Below are 20,189 nucleotides of genomic sequence, written 5' to 3' on the forward strand. Positions count from 1 at the left end.
AGCTTCCCGTGTCCGTTCTCCTGATTGCCGGCAGTCCCTCGACCCCGTCCCGCTCTACCGCGTTGCTCGACGCGGTGGGCGAGCGCCTGGCCCAGCGCCATGCGCGGATCGAGCGGCTCGCCATCCGCGAGTTGCCGGCGCAGGCGCTGCTGCTGGCCGACTGGAACCATCCGGCCATCGTGAACGCGATTGCCAAGGTGGCCGAGGCCCGCGTTGTCGTGGTGGCCACGCCGGTCTACAAGGCGGCCTACAGCGGTGTGCTCAAGGTCTTCCTCGACCTGCTCTCGCAGAACGCGCTCAAGGGCAAGACGGTGCTGCCGCTGGCCACTGGCGGCAGCCCGCACCACATGCTCGCGCTCGACTACGCATTGCGGCCCGTGCTGCAGTCGCTGGCGGCGCGTCACATCCTGCCGGGCGTCTACGCCAGCGAATCGCAGATTGCGCTGACGCCAGAGAACGCCTACCAGGTGCACCCCGACCTGGCCGAACGGCTCAACGAGGCCACAGAGGTGCTGGCCACGGAAGGCCTGAAGCTGCCCGCGACCCACGGCTTCGAGCCGGTGCCGTTCTCCCGAGTGCGATGTAGCGTCTGAAAGCGCGGACTCGTCGCGAGTCCGGCTTCTCGACCTCACCCTTCATTCCCGCTGTTTTGAGAACCGCCTGCGCGCGGTGCGGGACAGCCTTTGCCCGACGTTTTGCAACACCAAGGAATCTCCGCATGAACCCCGTTGCCACCGAAGACTCCGTGCTCGACACGACGCCGCGCTCCCTCTGGCACGCGCTGGGCGATCTCGCCGTGAGCGTCGTCGTCGTCAGCGCCATCGCGCTGATCGTGAGCTTCATTGCCGCCGCCTGAGCGCGGCGCATTCCACACAAGCCTTGCCATGACACAACAGATTTCTGCTCCCCGCCGCCGCCTGATTCAGGGCGCTGCCGCCGCCATCGCGCTGCCTTCCTCGTTCGCCGCATTGGCGCAGGCGCCCGCGCGCCAGTTCCGCATCGGCCACCAGAAGGGCTATCTCACGTTGCTCAAGGGCCGCGGCACGCTCGAGAAGCGCCTGGCACCGCTCGGTGTGAGCGTGAAGTGGACCGAGTTCACGGCCGGCCCCGTGCAGCTCGAAGCACTGAACGTCGGCTCGATCGATTTCGGCGACGTGGGCGAGGCGCCGCCCATCTTCGCGCAGGCCGCCGGTGCGCCGCTGGCCTACGTGGGTGCGACGGTGCCGCGTCCGCAGGCCGAGGCGGTGCTGGTGCCCAAGGGCTCCGCCATCAAGACCGTGGCAGATCTGAAGGGCAGGAAGATCGTGCTCAACAAGGGCTCGAACGTTCACTACTTCATCGTCAAGCTGGCCGAAAAGCACGGCCTCGCATACGCGGACCTCAACCTTGTCTACCTGCCGCCGGCCGATGCGCGCGCCGCGTTCGAGAAGGGCTCGGTCGACGCATGGGTCATCTGGGATCCGTTCCTGGCCGCGGCCCAGAAGTCGCTCGACGCGCGCATCCTGGCCGACGCCACCGGCGTGGTCGGCAACCGCGGCTACTACTTCTCGTCGCTCGACTACGTCGCGAAGAACGCCGACGTGCTCGCGATCGCGATCGAGGAGGTCAACAAGGTCGACACCTGGGGCGCCGCCCACAAGGACGAACTGGCCACCGAGCTGGCTGCGCTCTGGGGCCTGCCCAAGCCGGTGGCCGACCTCGCGCAGGGCCGCACGGCCTTCGGCACCTCGCCCATCACCAAAGCCATCCTGGGCGAGCAGCAAAAAATTGCCGACACCTTCTTCGCGCTGAAGCTGATCCCCAAAAAGATCAACGTGCTCGAAGCCGCCGGCGCGGGGATCGCGTGATGCAGATCTTCTGGTTCCTCCCCACGCACGGCGACAGCCGCTACCTCGGCACGAGCGAAGGCGCGCGCCCCGTCGACCTGGCCTACCTGCAGCAGATTGCCGGCGCGGCCGACAACCTCGGCTACGAAGGCGTGCTGATCCCGACGGGCCGTTCGTGCGAAGACCCTTGGGTCATCGCCTCCAGCCTGATCGGCTCGACGAAGAAGCTCAAGTTCCTGGTCGCGGTGCGCCCCGGCCTGCATCAGCCCAGCCTGGCCGCGCGCATGGCCGCGACCTTCGACCGGCTCTCGGGCGGGCGTGTGCTCGTGAACCTCGTGACCGGCGGCGACCAGACCGAGCTCGAAGGCGATGGTGTCTACCTCGACCATGCATCGCGCTACGAGCAGTCGGCCGAGTTCATCCGCATCTGGCGCGAGATTCTTGCGCGCAGCCACGGCGGGCAGGCCTTCGACTACGAGGGCCGGCACCTGAGCGTGAAGGGCGCGAAGCTGCTCTATCCGCCGGTGCAGAACCCTCATCCACCGGTGTGGTTCGGCGGCTCGTCGGCCGCCGCGCACGAGCTTGCGGCCGAGCAGGTCGATGCCTATCTCACATGGGGCGAACCGCCCGCGGAGGTGGCCAGGAAGATCGCCGACGTGCGCAACCGTGCCGCGCGCAAAGGGCGGACGGTGGAGTTCGGCATTCGCCTGCACGTGATCGTGCGCGAGACCGAAGACGCCGCATGGAAGGCTGCCGAGGAACTGATCAGCCGCGTCGACGACGAGACGGTCATTCGCGCCCAGGCCGCCTTTGCGCGCATGGACTCCGAAGGCCAGCGCCGCATGGCCGCGCTGCATGCGGGCGGCGCCAGGCGCTCGCGTGCAGAACTGGAGATTTCGCCCAACCTCTGGGCCGGCGTGGGCCTCGTGCGCGGTGGCGCCGGCACCGCGCTGGTGGGCGACCCGAAGACCGTCGCGGCGCGCATCGAGGAGTACGCAGCGCTCGGCCTCGACAAGTTCATTCTCTCGGGCTATCCGCACCTCGAAGAGGCTTACCGCTTCGCCGAGCTGGTGTTCCCGCTGCTCTCGCGCAAGGCGAAGACGCAGCTGGCCGGCGGCTCGCTGAGCGGCCCGTTCGGCGAAGTCGTTGCCAATCTCGACGCGCCCTCGCGCCTCGCTTCCCAAAGCTAGAAATGACGCACATCCCCAGTCTTTGCGCACTTCGTGTCGCTTCGCCAATCCCCTTGCAGGGGGCAACACCAGCGGCCCGGCAAAGCCGGCTCCACGGTGTTTCTTGAAAAGAGGGAATCACATGACCGAACAAGTTCAGGAGCTGCCGGCCGTGGCGCCGGTGGAAAACACCGGCAGCACGCTCGCAGGGTTCGCCGTCAACGTCGCGAAGCGGCTGGTGCCGTGGCTCGTGCCCGTCGGGCTCATCGTGTTCTGGCAGATCGCGTCGTCGCTGGGCTGGCTCAGCACCCGCGTGCTGCCGGCGCCGGTCGACGTGGTCAAGGCCGCATGGACGCTCACGGCCTCGGGCGAGCTGTGGACACACGTGAAGGTCAGCGCGGGCCGCGCGCTGGCGGGGCTCGCCATCGGCGGCGGGGCAGGGCTCGCGCTGGGCCTGCTGACGGGCTCGGTGAAGTTCGCCGAGACGCTGCTCGACTCCACCATCCAGATGGTGCGCAACATTCCGGCGCTCGCGCTGATCCCGCTGGTGATCCTGTGGTTCGGCATTGACGAATCGGCCAAGCTGTTCCTGATCTCGGTGTCGGTGTTCTTCCCGATCTATCTCAACACCTTCCACGGCATCCGCAACGTCGATCCGCAGCTGATCGAGATGGGCCGCACCTATGGCCTGTCGCGATGGCAGCTGTACCGCGAGGTGATCCTGCCGGGGGCGCTGTCGTCGATCCTGGTGGGCCTGCGCTTCTCGCTCGGCCTGATGTGGGTGATCCTGATCGTGGCCGAGACCATCTCGGCGCAGGCCGGCATCGGCTACCTCACGATGAACGCCCGCGAGTTTCTGCAGACCGACATCGTGCTGGTGGGCATCCTGCTGTACGCGCTGCTCGGCAAGCTGGCCGACCTGTTCGCGCGCGGGCTGGAGCAATGGTGGCTGCGCTGGCACCCCGGATACCAGAAGAAGGCGAAGTGAGGGCCAGGGCATGACACATTCGTCCATCATCTCCCGACGCGCGGCCATCGCCACGCTGGGCGCAATGGGGGCCAGCACGGTGCTTGCACAGGGCGTGGCCGCGCGGCCGGTCATCGTGCGGCTCGGCTACCAGAAGTCGTCGACGTTGATCGCCGTGCTCAAGGCACAGGGCGCGCTCGAGAAGCAGCTCGCGCCGCTCAAAGCCGCGCTGAGCTGGCACGAGTTCACCAGCGGCCTGCCGCTGCTCGAAGCGCTGAACCTCGACAACCTCGATATCAGCGCCGACGTGGCCGACACCGTGCCCGTGTTCGCACAGGCGGCAGGCGCCGACCTGACCTTCATCGCGCAGGAAGCGCCGTCGCCCGCCGCGCAGGCCATCGTCGTGCGTGAAGATTCGCCGCTCAAGATCGTGGCCGACCTGAAGGGCAAGAAGGTCGGTTTTGCCAAGGCGGCTGGTGCGCACTACCTGCTGATCGCCGCGCTCGACAATGCCGGTCTGTCGTTCAAGGACATCGAGCCCGCCTACCTCACGCCTGCCGACGGCCGTGCAGCCTTCGAGAAGGGCGCGATCGACGCCTGGGTGGTGTGGGATCCGTTCCTCGCCGCCGCGCAGCGCCAGTCGAAGGTGCGCGTGTTGGCCGACGGCACGGGCATCGCGTCGTACCAGCGCTACTACCTGGCGCGCACCAGGTTCGCGAAGGCGCGACCCGACGTGCTGCGCGTGGTCTATGCCGAACTGGAGAAGACCGGCCGGTGGGTCAAGCAGAACCCGAAGGAGGCGGCCGCATTGCTGTCCCCGGTGTGGGGCCTCGACGCCGCGACCATCGAACAGGCCAACGCCCGCCGCAGCTACGCGGTGCGCCCGGTGGCGCCCGAGGGTCTGGTCGAACAGCAGCGTATCGCCGACGCCTTTTTCGCCGAAAAGCTGCTGCCCCGAAAGATCGATGCGCTGAATGTGGCGCTGTTCAAGCCTGGAGCCTGACCCATGAGTGCCGTTCTGAAAGACATCCAATCCCAGGCCATCGCCGGCGGCGTGCGCCTCGAAGCGCGCGGCCTGCACAAGCGCTATGGCGCGCGCGAAGTGCTGCGCAACACCCGGTTGACCATCGAGCCGGGTCAGTTCATCGCCATCGTCGGGCGCAGCGGCTGCGGCAAGAGCACGCTGCTGCGGCTCGTCGCGGGCCTGGAGGAACCGAGCTCTGGCGGGCTCTACACCGACGGCAAGGCCGTGAACGGGCTGCACGACGACACCCGCATCATGTTCCAGGAGGCGCGCCTTCTTCCCTGGCGCCGCGTGCTCGACAACGTGACGCTGGGCCTGTCGAACGATGCGAAGGCGCGCGGCAAGGAAGTGCTCGCGCAAGTCGGGTTGGCCGACCGCGAGAACGAATGGCCTGCACGCCTGTCGGGCGGGCAGCGCCAGCGAGTGGCACTGGCGCGCGCGCTGGTGCACCACCCGCGCCTGCTGCTGCTCGACGAGCCGCTGGGCGCGCTGGATGCGTTGACGCGCATCGAGATGCACCGCCTCATCGAGAACCTGTGGCAGCACCACCGCTTCACCGCGCTGCTGGTGACGCACGACGTGCAGGAAGCCGTTGCGCTGGCCGATCGCGTGATCCTGATCGAAGACGGCCGCATCGCACTCGACGAGAACATCGCGCTGGCCCGTCCGCGCTCGCAGGGCGACCCTGCCTTTGCGGCGATTGAAAAACGAATCCTCGACAGGGTGCTGCAGAAGTCCGAAGAGACCGACGCGCAAAGCACCGATGCCAGTTGGCTCACGCCCCCGGCCCATGCCCTGCGCTGGGCAATTTGATGTTCACCCCCCAGGCTTGCCCACTTCGTGTGGCCGCCAACCCCCTCGCTGGGGGCAATACCAGCGGCCCGGCAGAGCCGGTTCCGCGGTATTCCTGGATGAATTCAATCCGCCAGCTCGCTTTTTCCTTCAACTCTGAAAGGTGATCCGCATGTCGCAGAACTGGAAATTCGAAACCCTGTCGGTGCACGCCGGCTATTCGCCCGAGCCGACCACCCGCGCCGTCGCGCCGCCGATCTACCAGACGGTGGCCTACGCCTTCGACAGCGCGCAGCACGGCGCCGACCTGTTCGACCTGAAGGTGCCGGGCAACATCTACACCCGCATCAACAACCCGACGCAGGACGTGCTGGAGCAGCGCGTGGCCGCGCTGGAAGGCGGCATCGCGGCGCTCGCGCTGGCCTCGGGCCAGGCGGCCGTGACCTATGCGATCCAGACCATCGCGGAGGCGGGCGACAACATCATCAGCAGCACCGCGCTGTATGGCGGCACCTACAACCTGTTCGCCCACACGCTGCCGCAGTTCGGCATTACCACGCGTTTCGCGGACCACCGCGATCCGTCGAGTTTCGATAAGCTGTTCGACGAGAAGACCAAGGCGGTGTTCGTCGAATCGTTGGGCAACCCGGCCGGCAACGTGACCGACATCGCGGCCATCGCCGAGATCGCGCACCGCCACGGCGTGCCGCTGATCGTCGACAACACGGTGCCGTCGCCGTACCTGAGCCGACCCATCGAGCACGGCGCCGACATCGTGGTGCATTCGCTCACCAAGTACCTGGGGGGCCACGGCACCAGCATCGGCGGCGCCATCGTCGATTCGGGCAAGTTCCCGTGGGCGGAGCACAAGCAGCGCTTCAGGCGCTTGAACGAACCCGACGTGAGCTATCACGGCGTGGTCTACACCGAGGCGCTGGGCGCGGCCGCCTACATCGGCCGCGCACGCGTGGTGCCGCTGCGCAACACGGGCGCGGCCATCTCGCCGTTCAACGCCTTCCTGATCCTGCAGGGCATCGAGACGCTGGCGCTGCGCATGGACCGCATCAGCAGCAATGCACTGGCGGTGGCGCAGCACCTCAAGCAGAGCAAGGCCGTCAACTGGGTGAACTACGCGGCGCTCGAAGACCATGCCGACCATGCGCTGGCGAAGAAGTACTTCGGCGGCCGTTCCAGCGGCGTGCTGACCTTCGGCATCGGCGCCGGTCGCGAGGGCGGGGCGAAGTTCCTCGATGCGCTGAAGCTCTTCACGCGCCTCGTGAACATCGGCGACGTGCGCTCGCTGGCCACGCACCCCGCATCGACCACGCACCGGCAGTTGTCGCCCGAAGAGCTTGCCAAGGCCGGCGTCACGGAGGACACAGTTCGCCTGTCGGTCGGCATCGAGCACATCGACGACCTGATCGCCGACCTCGAACAGGCCTTGGCCGCGGCCAGGTGATCGCATCGCTCCTGTTTTACCCATCCCGATCATTCCTTCAACCTGAAAGAGAAAGAAACATCATGTCCATCCAAGCCATCAACGTGCGCAACCAGTTCAAGGGCAAGGTCCGCGAGATCATCCGCGGCGACGTCGTCTCCGAAGTCGACGTCGAGACCGCCTGGGGCATCGTCACCTCGGTCATCACCACGCGCTCGGTCGACGAGCTGCAGCTGAAGGTGGGCTCCGACGTGGTCGCGCTCGTGAAGTCGACCGAGGTTTCGATCGCGAAGCTCTGACGGACCCTCGGGCATCTGCGATGACCCGGCGCCGCTTTGGCGCCGGGTTTTTTCGTTTTCGAGGGTGTGTGCTTGCAGCGATCTGCGGGGCATGGCGGCGTTGGTTGCAGCTGCAACAGGCGCCCTGGTCCACGCGGCTGACAAGCGGTATCCGCTTGATTCAGTAAAGAAGATCGAAGTCGTCGAACCCTCCAGTGGGTCTGTGTGGGAGAACAAGGATCTCCTGGATTGCTCCGATGTCGTGTTCAGGTGACGCTTCCGTGACTTTCAGAAATGGAAAGATCATCGTCATCGGAGTTGAGCCCACAGGGAGGATCAACATCTTCGAGGCGAACGCCCAACTCGAACCTGGCGGTGTTCCTGAAAGCAGAGCGTGGATCAGACCGCGCCGGCCGTGCGCGCCGCCACCGCGGGAGCCGCTGCCTGACATGCGGCTATACAACGTCTGGTTGTTAGGAACCGACTTTTCGGTTGTTTGAGCTTGCGCCCCGGGCTCCTACAGTGGTGGCCATCGCCATCAAGGCGAATCCAACGCACAACAGGAGCCGCACAGCATGTCAGTGGAAGTTGAAGAACTCGTCTTGCCCGAAGCACTGGAACAGGCGCGCGCCAAGGCCACCGAAAGCAATTTGCCTTACGCCGGCGGCGTGACGCCACCGGTGGCCTGGGAGTTGGTGCAGAAGGGCCTGGCCGTGCTGGTCGATGTGCGCTCGGGTGAAGAACGCAAGTTCGTCGGCCATGTGCGCGAGAGCCTGCACGTGGCGTGGGCCACCGGTACGGCGCTCACGCGCAACCCCCGCTTCGTGCGCGAACTCGAAGCCAGGCTTGCGAAGGACGGCGGCAAGGAGGCCGTGGTGCTGCTGTTGTGCCGCAGCGGCAAGCGGTCCGCGCTGGCGGCCGAGGCCGCTGCCAAGGCGGGTTTCACGCAGGTGTTCAACGTGCTCGAAGGCTTCGAGGGCGAGATCGATGCGCAGCAGCATCGCGGCGGCTCCGACGGTTGGCGCTTCCACGGCCTGCCGTGGGTGCAGGACTGAGCGCACCAGGCACATCTTCCAGGGAGAAACACACATGGCCCATTTCGAAGTGAGCGACATCGTGCGTGCGCTGCACAGCGTGCGCGACGAGTGGCGCGACTCGCAGCGCCGCTCGCGCGAGCCCGGCGCACGCGAGTTTCCGTCGCGCGATGCGCTTGCGCAGACCGTCGAGTCGCTGAAAGGTGCGCTCTTTCCGATGCGGCTGGGCCCGCCGGACCTGCGCCACGAGAGTGAAGACTTCTACGTCGGCCACACGCTCGATGCGGCCCTGCAGGCGCTGCTGGCGCAGGCACGGCTCGAACTCAACTACAACGCGCGCCACGAGCCGCGCCCCGCGCACGAGGTCGATGACATCGCCACCGAGGCCGTGCGCCGGTTCGCGAACGCGCTGCCCGGACTGCGCCGCCTGCTCGACAGCGACGTGCTCGCGGCCTACCAGGGCGACCCGGCCGCGCGCAGCGTCGACGAGGTGCTGCTGTGCTACCCCGGCGTGCTCGCGATGATCCACCATCGCCTTGCGCACGAACTCTACAAGCTCGGCCTGCCGCTGCTGGCACGCATCGTGGCCGAGTTGGCGCACGGGCAGACGGGCATCGACATCCACCCGGGCGCGCAGATCGACGCGGGCTTCTTCATCGACCATGGCACTGGCGTCGTGATCGGCGAGACGGCGGTCATCGGCAAGCGCGTGCGGCTGTACCAGGCCGTGACGCTCGGTGCCAAGCGTTTTCCGATCGACACCGAGGGCAACCTGCAGAAGGGGCTGCCGCGGCATCCGGTGGTGGAAGACGACGTGGTCATCTACGCGGGCGCGACCATTCTCGGCCGCGTCACGCTTGGCAAGGGCGCGGTCATCGGCGGCAACGTCTGGATCACCGACGACGTGAAACCGGGTGCGAGCATCACGCAGGCCAGCCTGCAGAACGCACCGAAGGGTGGCGCATGAAAGCATTCGTCGAAGACTTCGGCGTGACCATCCGCCAGCTGCGCGAAGGCGAGGGCTGGTCGCAGGAGGAGCTGGCCGAGCGCTCCGATCTGAACCGCTCCTACGTGGGCGAGATCGAACGCGGCCGCGTCATCCCGTCGATCGTTACCGCGCAGAAGCTGGCCACCGCGCTCGGCATCAACATGGTCGGCCTGCTCATGCGCTGCGAGCAGTTGGAACAATCGCGTCTTGCGCGAAGGATCAACTTGGCGGCTATAGCCTGTTGAGGGAAAACCCGTGGCTACCGGACACTGGCGGCCACTTTCTTCTCAACACGGAGCCTTGATTCATGAGCGCAACAGTCGGTGGTATCACCGCCCTTGGCGACAACGCCGCACGCCAGCTGGCCAATGCCACCAAGACAGTCCCCCAGCTCGAAACCATCAGCCCGCGCTGGCTGACGCACCTGCTGCAATGGGTGCCGGTGGAGGCCGGCATCTACCGCGTGAACAAGGTCAAGAATCCCGAATCGATCAAGGTCACCTGCACCTCGCGCGAAGAAGAAAACCAGCTGCCGCGCACCTTCGTCGACTACGAAGAAAGCCCGCGCGAGCACTACCTCAATGCCGTGAGCACCGTGCTCGACGTGCACACCCGCATCTCCGACCTCTACAGCAGCCCGCACGACCAGATCAAGGAGCAGCTGCGCCTCACGATCGAGACGATCAAGGAGAACCAGGAGAGCGAGCTCATCAACAACCCCGACTACGGCCTGCTGGCGCAAGTGACGGAAGAGCAGCGCATCTTCCCGCTGACCGGTGCGCCCACGCCTGATGACCTCGACGAGCTGTTGACCAAGGTGTGGAAGGAGCCGGCATTCTTCCTCACGCACCCGCTGGCCATCGCCGCTTTCGGGCGCGAAGCCACGCGCCGCGGCACGCCGCCGCCGACTGTGAGCCTGTTCGGTTCGCAGTTCATCACCTGGCGCGGCATTCCGCTGATTCCGTCGAACAAGGTGCCGGTGGCCGACGGCAAGAGCAAGATCCTGCTGCTGCGCGTGGGCGACAAGCGCCAGGGCGTGGTGGGCCTGTTCCAGCCGGGTCTGTCGGGCGAGCAGGGCCCGGGGCTGTCGGTGCGCTTCATGGGCATCAACAATCACGCGATCGCGTCTTACCTGATCTCGCTGTACTGCTCGCTCGCGGTGCTGACCACCGACGCGCTGGCCGTGCTCGACGACGTCGAGATCGGCAAGTACCACGACTATCCCGACACCTACAAGTAAGCCGCGGTGAGCAGCACTCCATCGATTCCGGGCGAGGCGCCCGACGCGCCGTTCGACCCGGCCATCCTCGCGCGCATGGCGAGCGCCATGTTCTCCGAGGTGCCGGGCGCGCAGTTTCCCGCCAACGTCGCGCCACCGGGTTCGCCGCTGGCAAGCCCTGCGGGCTTCGGGCCGAGCGTGCCGGGCACGCCGGTTCCGCAAGGGCAGATTCCGGGCGCCAACTTGCTGCCGGCATCACCCACGCAACTGCCCTCGCTCGCGAACCGCGCGCCGGCCTTGCGGCCGCATGCGGTGGCAGGCAATGGCGTGCCGGACAGCGTGCTGTCGGTGGCGCCGGCGTTCGAGCCGCGCTCGGGCGGTGCGGTGCTGGGCGTGCCGCAGCAGGCGAATGCGCCTGCCGCACCCGTTGCACGGCATGCCGGGGCCTCGCCGTTCTACTTCGTGGGCAACAGCTACGGGCATCCACCGGCCGGCGCGACCGCTGGAGTCTTGCCCCCTCTCCCTCCGGAAGAGGACTGGGGTGAGGGCCAGCGGCCGTATCAGGGGGCGGGGCAACCTTTCAGCCCAACCCTCTTCCCAGAGGGGCGAGGGAGTGAGCCGCAGTTCTATTTTGTCGATGCGGTGCGTTTGCCCAACGGCTTCGTTACGCCGGCAAAGGCTGATCCGCGCAGGCCCGATGCAGTGCCACTGGCCGGCCGCGGCCAGCACCCGCCGTTCGACGTGCACGCCGTGCGACGCGACTTCCCGATCCTGCAGGAGCGGGTGAACGGCAAGCAGATCGTGTGGTTCGACAACGCCGCCACCACGCACAAGCCGCAATCGGTCATCGACCGCATCGCGTACTTCTACGAGCACGAGAACTCGAACATCCACCGCGCAGCCCATGAGCTGGCCGCGCGCGCTACCGACGCCTACGAAGGTGCGCGCGAACGGGTGCGCCGCTTCATCAACGCACCCGAAATCGAAGAGGTGATCTTCGTGCGCGGCACCACCGAGGCCATCAACCTCGTGGCCAAGAGCTGGGGTGGGCAGCACGTGGGCGAGGGCGACGAGATCATCGTGTCGAACCTCGAACACCACGCCAACATCGTCCCTTGGCAGCAGCTCGCCGCCGCCAAGGGCGCGAAGCTGCGCGTGATCCCGGTGGACGACTCGGGCCAGGTGCTGCTCGACGAATACCGCAAGCTGCTGAACGACCGCACGAAGATCGTGGCAGTCACGCAGGTCTCGAATGCGCTGGGCACCGTGGTACCGGTGAAGGAGATCGTCGAGCTGGCGCACCGCGCGGGCGCGAAGGCGCTGGTCGACGGCGCGCAATCGGTGTCGCACATGCGCGTGGACGTGCAGGACATCGGAGCCGACTTCTTCGTGTTCTCGGGCCACAAGGTCTTCGGCCCCACCGGCATCGGCGTGATCTGGGGCAAGCGCGAGGTGCTCGAAGACATGCCGCCCTGGCAGGGCGGCGGCAACATGATTGCCGACGTGACCTTCGAGAAGACCGTGTTCCAGCCGATCCCGAACAAGTTCGAGGCCGGCACCGGCAACATTGCCGACGCCGTGGGGCTAGGCGCCGCCATCGACTATGTCAACAAGGTCGGTATCGAGAACATCGCGCGCTACGAACACGACCTGCTGCTGTACGGCATGGCGCAGCTCGGTGCGATTGCGGGTGTGCGGCTGATCGGCACGGCGGCCGACAAGGCCAGCGTGATGTCCTTCGTGCTCGACGGCTACAGCACCGAGGAGGTGGGCCACGCGCTCAACGACGAGGGCATTGCGGTGCGCACGGGGCACCACTGCGCGCAGCCGATCCTGCGGCGCTTCGGCGTCGAGACCACAGTGCGGCCGTCGCTGGCGTTCTACAACACCTTCGACGAAATCGACCGGCTGGTGGCGGTGGTACGGCGACTGGCTGGCCAGCGGCGCACGCGGTAGCGCGGCCGGATCAGGGCTTCGATGTGAGGTGCTGCCTGAAAAAGGCGAGCACCCTGGCATTGAAGTCCGCATGGAAGGCGGAGCGGTCGAAGCCGGCGCCGTCGTTGCAGATCTCCGGCAGGGCCTTGGCCATGGCGGGCGCGCAGGGCGCCAAAAACGCGAAGTGCCCGGCGTTCGCGGCCACGTGCCAGTCCGGCGGCACGGGAAGGTTGCGGCGGATGGCTTCCACGTCGTCCGGAGTCACCCCGTCGCCGCCACGGGCAGAGGCCCAAAGCTGGACGGGCACCGCGACCTGATTCAACCCCTCGGCGTCGAAGAAGCTCAGCGGATCGACGATGACGGCGGCCTTGATGCGCGCATCGCGCACCGGAGGCGCAGGCAGCTCCTGGCGCTGGATCTGTCCGCAGAACGGAATCTTCGATGTCGGCGTGCAAAAGCGCAGGCCGAGCCTGAAGTCAGGCACCGCGCCCGTCGCCACGAGGCCGGTGAAGCCACCGCGGGAGAAGCCGAAGAAGCCGACCTGGTCGGCGGCGAGCTTCTCGCGCGCGGGCCATGCGCCGAGCATGTGGTCGGTCAGCCGCCGCATGTCGACCGGCCGCGCGGCCAGCGTCGAGAGATGGCCCCGACGTTCGAGATCCTGGAAGTTGTCGTTCGGGTGGTTGATGGCGGCGACCACGAAGCCGGCATCGGCCAGCGCGGCGGCGGTGTCGTGGTGACCCAGGAACGAGCCGCCCGAGCCATGCGACATCAGCACCAGCGGGAGCTTCGTGCCGGCGATGGGGCAATCCCTGGCGGCCGAAATGGCGATCAGTCCGAACGCGATCTCGCCGGGCGCCGTCTCGCAAGGTGTCCACACCGCGCCACGCAAGGCCGGCCCGTCCTTGTCGGCCGGGACTTCGATGAAGCTGAAGCCCGCCGCATGGCTCCATGCGGCAGTCAGGCAGAGCGCGGCAGCCAAGGCAAGGCGATGCAGGAACATGGCGTGCAATGCCTCAAGGGCAAGGGATGGTGGGGCACAAGTGTGCCGTCTCCCGACCCATGCGACCAGCCCGTTTTGCGTCGGGCGATGCGAGCGCGCTATGCTCTGTCGCTGTCAACAACGCAGCTTGTCTTCGCATGTCCCAGCCTCAGGTTTCCTCCCCCGGCGTTTCCAGTTCTCCAGAATCCTGCGACGTGTTCGTGATCGGCGGCGGCCCCGCCGGGTCGACGATTTCGGCGCTGCTGACGCAGCAGGGCCGCAAGGTGGTGCTGGTCGAGAAGGAACACCATCCGCGTTTTCACATCGGCGAATCGCTGCTGCCCGCGAACGTCGAATTGTTCGACAAGCTCGGCGTGCGCGACCAGGTCGAGAAGATCGGCATGCCCAAGTTCGGCATCGAGTTCGTCTCGCCCGAGCACGAGCACCGCAGCTACGTGGACTTTGCCGAAGGGATGGACAAGTCGCTCGACTCCGCCTGGCAGGTGCGCCGTTCGGAGCTCGACGAACTGCTGTTCCGCAACGCGGCCGCGCGCGGCGCGCAGACGATCGAAGGCTGCAAGGTGCGCGACGTGGCCTTCGATGCCGACGGCGCCACGGTGCGAGCCGAGATGGACGACGGCGCACGCCGCAGCTGGCGCGCCCGCTTCGTGGTCGATGCCACCGGCCGCGACACGCTGCTGGCCAACAAGTTCCGCTGCAAGGAAAAGAACCCCGACCACAACAGCACCGCGCTGTTCGGCCACTTCACGAACGCCGAGCGGCTGGAGGGCAAGAAGGAAGGCAACATCAGCATCTGCTGGTTCCCGCATGGCTGGTTCTGGTTCATTCCGCTGGCCGACGGCACCACCAGCGTGGGCGCGGTGTGCTGGCCGTACTACCTGAAGACGCGCGACAAGCCGCTGAAGGAGTTCTTCTACGACACCATCGCGACCTGTCCGGTGCTGGTGGAACGCCTGAAGAACGCCACGCTGGTCGACGATGCGGTGCACGCCACCGGCAATTTCTCGTATTCGAGCACGCATGCCACGGGCGATCGCTACCTGTTGCTGGGCGACGCCTTCACCTTCATCGACCCGATGTTTTCCTCGGGCGTGTACCTCGCGATGCACAGCGCCTTCGACGGCGCCGAACTGGTGGCAAAGGCGCTCGATCGGCCCACCGAGCTGGCGGCCGCACGCAAGGACTTCGAGGCCATGATGCGCAAGGGCCCGAGCGAGTACTCGTGGTTCATCTACCGCGTGACCAACCCGACCATCCGCGACATGTTCATGCACCCGGGCAACCCCTTCCGCGTGAAGGAGGGGCTGATGTCGCTGCTGGCCGGCGACATCTACCGCGGCACGCCGATGCGGGGGCCGCTCGGCATGTTCAAGGTTCTGTACTATTTCATCTCGGTCACGCACATGCGGCGGACCTGGGAGGGCTGGAAGCGGCATCGCTTCAACATCCGGGACATGGGCATGTTGAAGGGGGAGACGATCCTCAAGTCGGAGTAGCCGCCAGCGCTACTGCGCGTTCAACGCCCAGTGCGGGGCTGCTGAGTACGTCGATGCCGAGGTCCGCGAGCAGGGCGGCCACGGGGGCCATCGAGGCCTGTGCCAGCACGACGACGTCAGCCCTGCCTGACGCAGCGCGGATCGAACGGGCCAGGGCCTCGATGTAGCGCGTGCCGTCGCCGGCTTCGAAATAGGGCCAGGCTTCTTCGACGAGCAATGCGTCTGGCTGCACCGTGACGCTCGCGTTCTCCGCAGCGCAGAGAATCAAGGCCTCTGTAGGCGCAAGCGTGCTTTCGAGCGCCGCCACGATCAGCACGCGCGGCCCGGCGCGCACAGCGCGGTCGGCCATGGCGCGATCGATGCGCATGGCCTTGAACGCGCCGCTCGGAGCTGTTCGTTCCGCGATGGCGCCAATGGTCGAGCAGGTGCAGACGACGACCGCAGCACCGCCGGATGCGGCTTCGCGCATGGCGTCGTGAACGCGTGTCACGAGCCCCGAGTCATCGAGGCCCACCACGCGCGCATCGGCCAGCAGGTCCTCCCGCACCGAATGCCGCACGCGCAGGGCGGGCGCGATCTCGCTCGCCAGCCGCTCGAAGGTCGGCACATGCACGTGTGCCGTGTGCAGGAACGCCAGCGCGTCGCGCATGGCCTCAGGCGCTCGCCGTGCGGGCGCGTTGCGCTTCGTAGGCCTTGAGGTGGACGTATGCGGTGCGCAGCACCGTCGGCACTGGCGAATTACTTGGCGCCGCGCGGCTCAGCAGGTCGCCGACGATGTGATCCGCCTCGACCGCCGCGCCGCGCACCATGTCCTTGTACATCGACGCCGTCATCGGCGAGCCGGCGGCCGTCATGATGGCGCGCCCGCGCTGCACGGCGGCGGGGCGGGGCGCAAAGCCTTTGTGCGCGGCGATGGCGCAGCACTCGTCGAAGATCGACAGCGCCACGTCCTGCCCGCCGGCGCTCACGATGTCGCCAATGGACGCGCGCATCAAGCTCGTGAGGCCTGCTGCCGAAGCGATGAAGACCCACTTTTCCCACATGTCCTGCGAGATGCTCTCGCTGGCCGTGGCATCGAATTTCGCACCCGCGAACTGTGCCGCGATGGCATCTACGCGGGCCGAGCGGCCGCCGGCGCGTTCGCCGTAGCTCAGCCCATGCATGTCGTTGAGGTGCAGCACGTGGCCCTCGTCGTCGAGCGTGGCCGAGATCATGCACAGGCCGCCCAGCACACGCTCGCTGCCGAAGCGTTCGGCCAGGCGGTCGAGGTGGCTCATGCCATTGAGCAGCGGAAGGATCACGGTGTCGGGGCCGACCGCCGGCGCGAAGGAGTCCATCGTCGAATCGAGGTCGTAGGCCTTGCTGCCGACCACGACCACATCGTAGGGGCCGTCGATGCCGTCGGCCAGCACGTGCCTGGGTGCGGGCAGCTGCAGGTTGCCGAAGGGACTCTGCACCACCAGCCCGGTTTTTGCGAGCTGTGCCGCACGGCGCGGGCGCAGCAGGAAGGTGACGTCTCGCCCCGCCTCCAGCAGACGGCCGCCGAAATAACCACCGAGTGCGCCGGCACCCACCACCAGAAATCTCATCGCGTGTCGCTCCTGAGCCAAAAAAAGATCGGAAGCGATGATGCCTTCGTTCGCGCGAGGCTGCTTTGCGCCGTCGCCTTCTCCAGCAGTCGCTGGCGGGCAAAGGGCCGCATCAGGCGTGCGCCTTGGGGGCGCAGTGCGAAGAAGAGGACCGGGTCACGGGAGCGTCCTGCGCCTTGATGGGGTTGGCGGAATGCGGTTCAATTCGACGCCGTACGCCCGGCACCGCATGGGCTTTTCCAGATAAGGTCTTGGGCGCTTCGCATAATCGTGTCCGTCATTCCAACCCCTCACACAAGGAGTTTCGTCCATGGCCCAGACCCGGATCGCCGTCATTGTCGGCAGCCTGCGCAAGGATTCGTACAACCACAAGCTGGCCCTCGCGCTGGCGCACCTCGCACCCGCGGACTTCACTTTCGAGAACCTGCGCATCGACGACCTGCCGCTGTACAACCAGGACGACGACGGCAACCAGGCGCCGGCGGTGAAGCGCATCAAGACCGAGATCGCGGCGGCTCAGGGCCTGCTGTTTGTCACGCCCGAATACAACCGTTCGGTGCCCGGCGTGCTGAAGAACGCCATCGACCATGCGTCGCGCCCCTATGGCCAGAGCGCATGGGCGGGCAAGCCGGCCGGCGTGCTCGGCATTTCGGTGGGTGCCATCGGCACCGCGCTGGCGCAGCAGCATCTGCGCAACATCCTGGCCTACCTCGATGTGCCCACGATGGGCACGCCCGAAGTGTTCCTGCAAGCCAAGGACGACCTGTTCGACGACAAGGGCCACATCGGCAACGAAGGCTCGAAGAAGTTCCTGCAGAGCTGGATGGACAAGTACGTGGCCTGGGTCAAGAACCACGCAGCCTGATCTGATCTGCTCCGCGCAAAGCAAAAAAAGCCGCCCTGCCGGGCGGCTTTTTTCATGGTGCGGGAGCGAACTCAGGCTGCGATGGCGGCATCGCGCTGGTTCGCGGCTTCGGCCGTCGCCACCAGGATGTCGGCGCGGGCCGCGGCCAGGGCCTTGCCCCTGGCTTCGTCGCCCATCGCCACGCCCTCGGCGCGCACGAAGCGCACGTCGGTGATGCCGAAGAAGCCGAAGATCACCTTGAGGTAGCTCTCCTGGTGTTCCATTGCCTGGCCGCCTTCGCTGGTCGAGTAGATGCCGCCGCGGGTCGAGGCCACGATGACGGTCTTGCCGCCGGCCAGGCCCACGGGGCCCTTGTCGGTGTACTTGAAGGTGCGGCCGATCTGCGCGAGGCGGTCGATCCAGGCCTTCAGTTGCGTCGGGATCGAGAAGTTGTAGAAGGGCGTGCCGATGACGATCACGTCCGAGGCCAGGAACTGGCTCACGAGCTTTTCGGACAGGGCGTTTTCACGCTGTTGTGCTTCCGTGGGCTGTGCTTGCACGCCGGTCTTGATGCCCAGCGCATCGGCGCTGAAGTGCGAGGGGGTGTCGACGGCCAGGTCGAGGTATTCGACGGCGGTGTCGGGGTGGGCGGCGCGCCACGCGGTCACGACCTCGGCCGAGAGCAGGCGCGAGGTGGAGTTGGTACCGAGGATGCTGGAGTCGATGTGGAGCAGCTTCATGTCAATCAATCACTTTCTGTGTTGGCTGTCGGCGCTCAAGGTGGCCGGCGGATGGAAGAATTCTATTTTTGTATCGAGTCTTCGATAAGTGGCCAAAAATTGCCTAGATCGTCCTGTTTGCAGGACAATCGATGCCATGCAAGACCTCAACGACATGGTTTTCTTCGCCGAAGTGGCTGAGCGCGGCGGCTTCGCGGCAGCCAGCCGGGCGCTCGGCATTCCCAAATCGCGCCTGTCTCGCCGCGTGGCGGATCTGGAGGAGCGGCTCGGCGTGCAGCTGATGCAGCGCAGCACGCGGCGCCTGTCGCTCACGCCGGCCGGCGAGATCTACTTGCGGCATTCGTCCGCCATGCGCGATGCGGCGCAGGCGGCGGCCGAGGCGGTGGCGCAGGTGCAGACCGAGCCGAGCGGGCTGGTGCGGCTGAGCTGCCCCGTCACCATCGCCTACAGCGGGCTCGCCCATCTGCTGCCTCAGTTCATGGAGCGCTATCCGGCGGTGCGGGTCGACGTGCGGGTCATCAACCGACCGGTGGACCTGATCGAGGAGGGCATCGACATCGCGCTGCGCGTGCGGCCCAGCATCGAGGACAGCACGGCGCTGGTGGCCAAAGTCCTGGGCACCAGCCGTGGCGTGCTGGTAGCCAGCCCCGAGCTGATGCAGCGCCAGGGGCCGGTCCAGGCGCCGGCCGACCTGGCGCGGCTGCCGACGCTGGCGATGTCGGCCAACGGCGAGGGCCGCAGCGAATGGCGCCTCGAAGGCCCGAATGGCGAGATCCACCTGCATTCGCACACACCGCGCTACGTAGCGGACGACATCGCGACCCTGCAGGCGGCCGCGCTCGCCGGCATCGGCGCCACGCTGCTGCCCGACTACATGTGCCGCCCCGATCTCGATGCGGGCCGGCTCGTGAAGGTGTTGTGCGACTGGGGGCCGTCAACGGTCATCGCGCACATGGTGTTTCCGCCGCGGCGCGCGCTGGTGCCGGCAGTGCGGCGGCTGATCGATTTCCTCGTCGAGCATATGCAGGGCGTGGAGATGCGGATGTACTGAGGGGGCCGCGGCTTGCTGTGAAAAGATGAGCGCCAAATTTCCCCGCCATGTCTTCGTTATGCGGAAAACGCCATATCCAAACAAGCAGATATTCGTTTGGCATTGAAGCAATGGTTCGCACAATCCGAAGCTCCCATCCATCCCAGGAGCGACCATGGCGACTCTGCGACTCGGCGATACAGCCCCCAATTTCACCCAGGATTCCAGCGAAGGCCCCCTCGACTTCTACCAATGGGCCGGCGATTCGTGGGTGGTGTTCTTCTCGCACCCGGCCGACTTCACGCCCGTGTGCACCACCGAACTCGGCAAGACCGCGGCGCTGTCGGGCGAGTTCGCCAAGCGCGGCGTGAGGCCCATCGCGTTGAGCGTCGATCCGGCCGACAAGCACAAGGAATGGATCGGCGACATCAACGAGACGCAGAACACCACGGTCAACTTCCCGATCATTGCGGACGCAGACCGCAAGGTGGCCGACCTGTACGACCTGATTCACCCGAACGCCTCGGCCACGGCCACGGTGCGCAGCGTCTACATCATCGACCCGAAGAAGGTCATCCGCGCGACCATCACCTACCCGGCCTCGACCGGCCGCAACTTCGACGAGATCCTGCGTGTGATCGACTCGCTGCAACTCACCGACAGCCACAAGGTGGCCACGCCCGTGAACTGGAAGGACGGCGACGACGTGGTCATCATCCCGAGCATCCAGGACCCGGCCGAACTGGCCCAGCGCTTCCCCAAGGGCTTCAAGGCCGTCAAGCCTTACCTGCGCATCACGCCGCAGCCGAACAAGTAAGAG

Annotated in this window: 22 protein-coding genes; 18 read left to right on the top strand and 4 right to left on the bottom strand. The window is 66.7% G+C overall.

The window, feature by feature from the left end; genetic code table 11:
- The first annotated feature begins 8 nt into the window (after nucleotides 1-8).
- The 14 genes from ssuE (at nucleotide 9) to ACCC97_RS03165 (ending at nucleotide 12,691) form a co-directional block, all read left to right on the top strand.
- Nucleotides 9-593 (top strand): NADPH-dependent FMN reductase, encoded by a 585-nt coding sequence (gene ssuE, locus ACCC97_RS03100; protein WP_007829262.1) that lies wholly within the window; start codon nucleotides 9-11, stop codon nucleotides 591-593.
- 125 nt (nucleotides 594-718) lie between these two features.
- A complete protein-coding gene (locus ACCC97_RS03105; RefSeq protein WP_007829260.1) occupies nucleotides 719-856 on the top strand; it encodes a hypothetical protein in 138 nt (45 codons plus the stop codon).
- A gap of 28 nt (nucleotides 857-884) precedes the next feature.
- The gene (locus ACCC97_RS03110; RefSeq protein ID WP_413311598.1) at nucleotides 885-1,847 is read left to right on the top strand and encodes a sulfonate ABC transporter substrate-binding protein; all 963 of its coding nucleotides are present in this window, start codon (nucleotides 885-887) and stop codon (nucleotides 1,845-1,847) included.
- Nucleotides 1,847-3,016, top strand: coding sequence for an FMNH2-dependent alkanesulfonate monooxygenase (gene ssuD, locus ACCC97_RS03115; protein WP_007829256.1), 1,170 nt, complete (start codon nucleotides 1,847-1,849; stop codon nucleotides 3,014-3,016). Before ACCC97_RS03110 ends, ssuD begins: the two co-directional genes overlap by 1 nt.
- Before the next feature lie 121 nt (nucleotides 3,017-3,137).
- Complete coding sequence (gene ssuC, locus ACCC97_RS03120) at nucleotides 3,138-3,983, top strand: aliphatic sulfonate ABC transporter permease SsuC (RefSeq protein WP_007829255.1); 846 nt, start codon at nucleotides 3,138-3,140, stop codon at nucleotides 3,981-3,983.
- 10 nt (nucleotides 3,984-3,993) lie between these two features.
- On the top strand, nucleotides 3,994-4,965 hold the full coding sequence (locus tag ACCC97_RS03125; RefSeq protein ID WP_413331557.1) for an aliphatic sulfonate ABC transporter substrate-binding protein: 972 nt from the start codon (nucleotides 3,994-3,996) through the stop codon (nucleotides 4,963-4,965).
- A 3-nt stretch (nucleotides 4,966-4,968) separates the two neighbouring features.
- Nucleotides 4,969-5,799, top strand: a complete 831-nt coding sequence (locus ACCC97_RS03130) for an ATP-binding cassette domain-containing protein (protein WP_007829253.1) — start codon at nucleotides 4,969-4,971, stop codon at nucleotides 5,797-5,799.
- 151 nt (nucleotides 5,800-5,950) lie between these two features.
- Nucleotides 5,951-7,237 (top strand): O-acetylhomoserine aminocarboxypropyltransferase/cysteine synthase family protein, encoded by a 1,287-nt coding sequence (locus tag ACCC97_RS03135; RefSeq protein ID WP_413311604.1) that lies wholly within the window; start codon nucleotides 5,951-5,953, stop codon nucleotides 7,235-7,237.
- Between the two features lie 62 nt (nucleotides 7,238-7,299).
- Complete coding sequence (locus ACCC97_RS03140) at nucleotides 7,300-7,515, top strand: TOBE domain-containing protein (protein WP_007829250.1); 216 nt, start codon at nucleotides 7,300-7,302, stop codon at nucleotides 7,513-7,515.
- Between the two features lie 554 nt (nucleotides 7,516-8,069).
- Complete coding sequence (locus ACCC97_RS03145) at nucleotides 8,070-8,549, top strand: rhodanese-like domain-containing protein (protein ID WP_007829249.1); 480 nt, start codon at nucleotides 8,070-8,072, stop codon at nucleotides 8,547-8,549.
- 34 nt (nucleotides 8,550-8,583) lie between these two features.
- Nucleotides 8,584-9,495, top strand: coding sequence for a serine O-acetyltransferase EpsC (epsC, locus tag ACCC97_RS03150; RefSeq protein WP_007829248.1), 912 nt, complete (start codon nucleotides 8,584-8,586; stop codon nucleotides 9,493-9,495).
- Entirely contained in the window at nucleotides 9,492-9,761 is a 270-nt protein-coding gene (locus ACCC97_RS03155) for a helix-turn-helix domain-containing protein (RefSeq protein WP_007829247.1), read from the top strand. The genes epsC and ACCC97_RS03155 overlap by 4 nt, the downstream gene beginning before the upstream one ends.
- A 62-nt stretch (nucleotides 9,762-9,823) precedes the next feature.
- On the top strand, nucleotides 9,824-10,756 hold the full coding sequence (locus ACCC97_RS03160; RefSeq protein ID WP_056598965.1) for a family 2A encapsulin nanocompartment shell protein: 933 nt from the start codon (nucleotides 9,824-9,826) through the stop codon (nucleotides 10,754-10,756).
- A gap of 75 nt (nucleotides 10,757-10,831) precedes the next feature.
- The gene (locus ACCC97_RS03165; protein ID WP_042672785.1) at nucleotides 10,832-12,691 is read left to right on the top strand and encodes a family 2A encapsulin nanocompartment cargo protein cysteine desulfurase; all 1,860 of its coding nucleotides are present in this window, start codon (nucleotides 10,832-10,834) and stop codon (nucleotides 12,689-12,691) included.
- Between the two features lie 10 nt (nucleotides 12,692-12,701).
- Here ACCC97_RS03165 and ACCC97_RS03170 read toward each other — a convergent pair whose 3' ends face one another.
- A complete protein-coding gene (locus ACCC97_RS03170) occupies nucleotides 12,702-13,670 on the bottom strand; it encodes an alpha/beta hydrolase family protein (RefSeq protein WP_413331558.1) in 969 nt (322 codons plus the stop codon).
- A gap of 137 nt (nucleotides 13,671-13,807) precedes the next feature.
- Between ACCC97_RS03170 and ACCC97_RS03175 the strand changes: the two genes are divergently transcribed.
- Nucleotides 13,808-15,166, top strand: a complete 1,359-nt coding sequence (locus tag ACCC97_RS03175; protein ID WP_007829243.1) for an NAD(P)/FAD-dependent oxidoreductase — start codon at nucleotides 13,808-13,810, stop codon at nucleotides 15,164-15,166.
- Here the strand turns inward: ACCC97_RS03175 and ACCC97_RS03180 are convergent.
- Together ACCC97_RS03180 and panE are read right to left on the bottom strand one after the other, a co-directional pair.
- Nucleotides 15,153-15,815 carry an aspartate/glutamate racemase family protein gene (locus ACCC97_RS03180; protein WP_007829242.1) on the bottom strand — a complete coding sequence of 221 codons (663 nt, stop codon included), beginning with the start codon at nucleotides 15,813-15,815 and terminating at the stop codon, nucleotides 15,153-15,155. The genes ACCC97_RS03175 and ACCC97_RS03180 overlap by 14 nt on opposite strands.
- A 4-nt stretch (nucleotides 15,816-15,819) precedes the next feature.
- A complete protein-coding gene (panE, locus tag ACCC97_RS03185) occupies nucleotides 15,820-16,755 on the bottom strand; it encodes a 2-dehydropantoate 2-reductase (RefSeq protein WP_413331559.1) in 936 nt (311 codons plus the stop codon).
- 310 nt (nucleotides 16,756-17,065) lie between these two features.
- Between panE and ACCC97_RS03190 the strand changes: the two genes are divergently transcribed.
- Nucleotides 17,066-17,620, top strand: a complete 555-nt coding sequence (locus ACCC97_RS03190; RefSeq protein ID WP_413311623.1) for an NADPH-dependent FMN reductase — start codon at nucleotides 17,066-17,068, stop codon at nucleotides 17,618-17,620.
- 71 nt (nucleotides 17,621-17,691) lie between these two features.
- On the opposite strand, the gene ACCC97_RS03195 is transcribed toward ACCC97_RS03190, so the two are convergent.
- A complete protein-coding gene (locus ACCC97_RS03195) occupies nucleotides 17,692-18,339 on the bottom strand; it encodes an FMN-dependent NADH-azoreductase (protein ID WP_007829228.1) in 648 nt (215 codons plus the stop codon).
- A gap of 136 nt (nucleotides 18,340-18,475) precedes the next feature.
- Here ACCC97_RS03195 and ACCC97_RS03200 point away from each other — a divergent pair, with 136 nt between their 5' ends.
- On the top strand, nucleotides 18,476-19,390 hold the full coding sequence (locus tag ACCC97_RS03200) for a LysR family transcriptional regulator (protein WP_007829226.1): 915 nt from the start codon (nucleotides 18,476-18,478) through the stop codon (nucleotides 19,388-19,390).
- Between the two features lie 154 nt (nucleotides 19,391-19,544).
- Nucleotides 19,545-20,186, top strand: coding sequence for a peroxiredoxin (locus ACCC97_RS03205; protein ID WP_413331560.1), 642 nt, complete (start codon nucleotides 19,545-19,547; stop codon nucleotides 20,184-20,186).
- Nucleotides 20,187-20,189 lie beyond the last annotated feature (3 nt).

Origin of the sequence: Variovorax sp. Varisp85 (genome assembly GCF_047304045.1) — a bacterium.
Taxonomy (GTDB): domain Bacteria; phylum Pseudomonadota; class Gammaproteobacteria; order Burkholderiales; family Burkholderiaceae_C; genus Variovorax.

What these genes read in the sequence shown, in the direction of transcription:
- ACCC97_RS03105 (WP_007829260.1), top strand. Translation starts at nt 719, where the DNA reads ATGAACCCCGTTGCCACCGAAGACTCCGTGCTCGACACGACGCCGCGC.
- ACCC97_RS03110 (WP_413311598.1), top strand. Translation starts at nt 885, where the DNA reads ATGACACAACAGATTTCTGCTCCCCGCCGCCGCCTGATTCAGGGCGCT.
- ssuD (WP_007829256.1), top strand. Translation starts at nt 1,847, where the DNA reads ATGCAGATCTTCTGGTTCCTCCCCACGCACGGCGACAGCCGCTACCTC.
- ssuC (WP_007829255.1), top strand. Translation starts at nt 3,138, where the DNA reads ATGACCGAACAAGTTCAGGAGCTGCCGGCCGTGGCGCCGGTGGAAAAC.
- ACCC97_RS03125 (WP_413331557.1), top strand. Translation starts at nt 3,994, where the DNA reads ATGACACATTCGTCCATCATCTCCCGACGCGCGGCCATCGCCACGCTG.
- ACCC97_RS03130 (WP_007829253.1), top strand. Translation starts at nt 4,969, where the DNA reads ATGAGTGCCGTTCTGAAAGACATCCAATCCCAGGCCATCGCCGGCGGC.
- ACCC97_RS03135 (WP_413311604.1), top strand. Translation starts at nt 5,951, where the DNA reads ATGTCGCAGAACTGGAAATTCGAAACCCTGTCGGTGCACGCCGGCTAT.
- ACCC97_RS03140 (WP_007829250.1), top strand. Translation starts at nt 7,300, where the DNA reads ATGTCCATCCAAGCCATCAACGTGCGCAACCAGTTCAAGGGCAAGGTC.
- ACCC97_RS03145 (WP_007829249.1), top strand. Translation starts at nt 8,070, where the DNA reads ATGTCAGTGGAAGTTGAAGAACTCGTCTTGCCCGAAGCACTGGAACAG.
- epsC (WP_007829248.1), top strand. Translation starts at nt 8,584, where the DNA reads ATGGCCCATTTCGAAGTGAGCGACATCGTGCGTGCGCTGCACAGCGTG.
- ACCC97_RS03155 (WP_007829247.1), top strand. Translation starts at nt 9,492, where the DNA reads ATGAAAGCATTCGTCGAAGACTTCGGCGTGACCATCCGCCAGCTGCGC.
- ACCC97_RS03160 (WP_056598965.1), top strand. Translation starts at nt 9,824, where the DNA reads ATGAGCGCAACAGTCGGTGGTATCACCGCCCTTGGCGACAACGCCGCA.
- ACCC97_RS03165 (WP_042672785.1), top strand. Translation starts at nt 10,832, where the DNA reads ATGGCGAGCGCCATGTTCTCCGAGGTGCCGGGCGCGCAGTTTCCCGCC.
- ACCC97_RS03170 (WP_413331558.1), bottom strand. Translation starts at nt 13,670, where the DNA reads ATGTTCCTGCATCGCCTTGCCTTGGCTGCCGCGCTCTGCCTGACTGCC.
- ACCC97_RS03175 (WP_007829243.1), top strand. Translation starts at nt 13,808, where the DNA reads ATGTCCCAGCCTCAGGTTTCCTCCCCCGGCGTTTCCAGTTCTCCAGAA.
- ACCC97_RS03180 (WP_007829242.1), bottom strand. Translation starts at nt 15,815, where the DNA reads ATGCGCGACGCGCTGGCGTTCCTGCACACGGCACACGTGCATGTGCCG.
- panE (WP_413331559.1), bottom strand. Translation starts at nt 16,755, where the DNA reads ATGAGATTTCTGGTGGTGGGTGCCGGCGCACTCGGTGGTTATTTCGGC.
- ACCC97_RS03190 (WP_413311623.1), top strand. Translation starts at nt 17,066, where the DNA reads ATGGCCCAGACCCGGATCGCCGTCATTGTCGGCAGCCTGCGCAAGGAT.
- ACCC97_RS03195 (WP_007829228.1), bottom strand. Translation starts at nt 18,339, where the DNA reads ATGAAGCTGCTCCACATCGACTCCAGCATCCTCGGTACCAACTCCACC.
- ACCC97_RS03200 (WP_007829226.1), top strand. Translation starts at nt 18,476, where the DNA reads ATGCAAGACCTCAACGACATGGTTTTCTTCGCCGAAGTGGCTGAGCGC.
- ACCC97_RS03205 (WP_413331560.1), top strand. Translation starts at nt 19,545, where the DNA reads ATGGCGACTCTGCGACTCGGCGATACAGCCCCCAATTTCACCCAGGAT.